Here is a 2676-nt window from a genome sequence, read left to right as displayed (position 1 = left end):
AAAAATACTACCCAAGGTCAAGCGGTGTTGAAGCTCAAACCACCTGTAGTTTCCACAGCACAGTTACGGGGTATTCAATCAGTGGCGAGAAATCGGCAATATGTGGTGGATGAAATCCAGTTCAATTCGCAACAAAGAACGATCACTATTCTGGCAAAACCTTATTAATCGTGAATTATTCCTTCTGTAGGGGCGCACAACTAGCTGTACGCTCTTATTTATTTCGACATTACTAACGAAAATCATGAGTTTGTAACAAAAAATTGTGAGTTTGTAACGAAAATCGTGAGTTTATAGCAAAAAATCGTGAGTTTGTAACAGAAAATCGTGAGTTTATAGCAAAAAATCGTGAGTTTGTAACGAAAAATCGTGAGTTTGTAACGAAAATCATGAGTTTATAGCAAAAAATCGTGAGTTTGTAACAAAAAATCGTGAGTTTGTAATGAAAATCATAAGTTGATAGCAAAAAATCGTGAGTTTGTAACAAGAGCTTCTGCTAACACCTAATTGAAAACAGCTACCTCTGCGCTACTCTATGAAAAAAATTCTTACCAGTCTTTTAGCTGTGGGCTTTTATCTAACGCCTTTAACAGTGATGCTGATGGCTCAACCCACCTGGGGACAAACTCAAAGCTCGCGATCGCAAGAAGCAGAAAGACTGCTAGAGCAAGGGAGACAACTGACACAGCAACAGGAACACCATAAGGCAATACAAATATTACAGCAAGCTTTAACCATTGCGCGAGAACTCAAAGACCAAAAACTTGAAGCAAGCGTACTAGTTTGGCTTGGCTATAACTACGACAATTTAGGACAAAAGCAGAAAGCACTCGATTTCTACAATCAAGCTTTACCTCTGAGACGGGCTGTGGGCGATCGCACTGGTGAAGCCGTGACACTCAATAACATCGGTGTAGTCTACAACGATTTAGGAGAAAAGCAAAAAGCACTCGAATTTTACAACCAAGCTTTGCCCCTATATCGGGCTGTGGGCGATCGCACTGGTGAAGCTAATACCTTGGGTAATATTGGCGTATTGTTCCAAAGTACAAATCGACCAACTGAAGCCATTACTAATTTAGAGCAATCTCTCAAAATCAGCTTAGAAATGCGTCGGGGTTTGCAACGAGAAAATCGCCAAAACTTTTTACAGCAAAACGATGTATATGCTACTGCTTTAGTCGATGTCCTGATTAATCAAAAGAAATACGCTCAAGCCTTTGAATGGGTTAACTTATTCACCACAGCCGACCTTGCTGATTATACTCGCCTCATTAATGCCAAAGTTGCCAACCCAGAAGCACAAAAAGCCATTGACGACTGGAGTACAAAAAATCAACAATTGGAATCCTTGCGACAACAACTGCAAGGCGATCAATCCGAAAGCCTACCCCAAAAAATTCGACAATTAGAAGCACAAGTTTATTCAGAAGCCGAAAATATCTCTCGCCGTTTTCCTGAAGTGGCAGAACTATTTGAAACTACACCCGCAGATATTAAAAACCTGACATCCTCCATTCCCGCAGGAACAGTTATAGTCCAACCTATATTGCTGACTAATGTGGGAGATATGCCTAATAACGTTGCCTTTTTTATCTTTACAAAAGGTCAGTTGAGCGTTATTAAAAAATCTATTGACCCCACTGAATTTAATAAACTTGTTGCCGAATACCTAAAACAGGTACAAGACGACAGTGATGCTAACTTCACTGAAACAGGTAGCAAACTTTATGATATTCTCATTCGCCCTGTAGAAGACAAAATTAAGGCTTTATCACCCAAACAACTGAGCATTATTGCTACTGCTCAACTGCGTCATTTACCTTTTGAGACTCTTTACGATAGTAAAACCGACCAATTTCTGATCCAGAAATATCCTGTCAACTATCTCACTCGCATTTCTAATAATTCCCTAAAATCTCCAGGTGTGCAAAATGCCGTCCCCCGCAAACCACAAGCTGTTTTAGCATTTGGTAATCCAGTACCCCGTGAACCGCAAAATCTCCCAGGTGCAGAGACAGAAGTCACAAAGATTAAAGAAATACTGCCAGACAGTGAAGTTTATATCAATAAAGAAGCTACTCTAGAAAACTTTAGATCCCAAGCATTGCGCTTTTCCTTTTTGCACTTAGCAACTCACGGCTGTTTCCAAACTGAAGATTGTAAACAAGTCAATTTAAAAAATAATACATTACTATTTGCTGACAAAACCTTAGACATTGCCAATGCTACTCTTTTAGGGCTACAAGGCACACAACTGATTACTCTCAGTGCTTGTCAAACTGCTGTAGACACTAACTCTAATGACGTAGGAATTGCAGGAGTTGCTTATATATTTGAGCGGGCTGGTGCTAAAGCTGTCATGGCGAGTTTGTGGGCGGTTGAAGATAAAGCAACTCGGGAATTAATGGTTGAATTTTATCAAAATCTCAAGCAGGGTATGACCAAAGGTGAAGCTTTGCAAAAAGCTAAGTTAAAGCTAATTGCAGACGATCGCCATCCTTTTTATTGGTCGCCCTTTGTCTTGATTGGCGATGCACGTTAAAGTAATTGGCAATGATGCTCGTACCTTGCTAACGCAATTTCGTTTTGTAACGGGGATTTTACCCTTAAGGGGGTTGAGGAACGAAACCCAACATTTCCGCGGCTGATGATTACGGTTATCGGGATCTAGCT

1 protein-coding gene is annotated in these 2676 nt (G+C 40.3%); it reads left to right on the top strand.

The window, feature by feature from the left end; genetic code table 11:
• The first annotated feature begins 535 nt into the window (after nt 1-535).
• Complete coding sequence (locus VE944_RS08160; RefSeq protein ID WP_324974933.1) at nt 536-2545, top strand: CHAT domain-containing protein; 2010 nt, start codon at nt 536-538, stop codon at nt 2543-2545.
• Nucleotides 2546-2676: the final 131 nt, after the last annotated feature.

The sequence above is a fragment of the Nostoc sp. genome, from assembly GCF_035638895.1.
In the GTDB taxonomy this organism is placed as follows: domain Bacteria; phylum Cyanobacteriota; class Cyanobacteriia; order Cyanobacteriales; family Nostocaceae; genus Nostoc.
The sequence above is the reverse complement of the archived record's forward strand: the minus strand, read 5'-3'. Positions and strand labels throughout refer to the sequence as shown.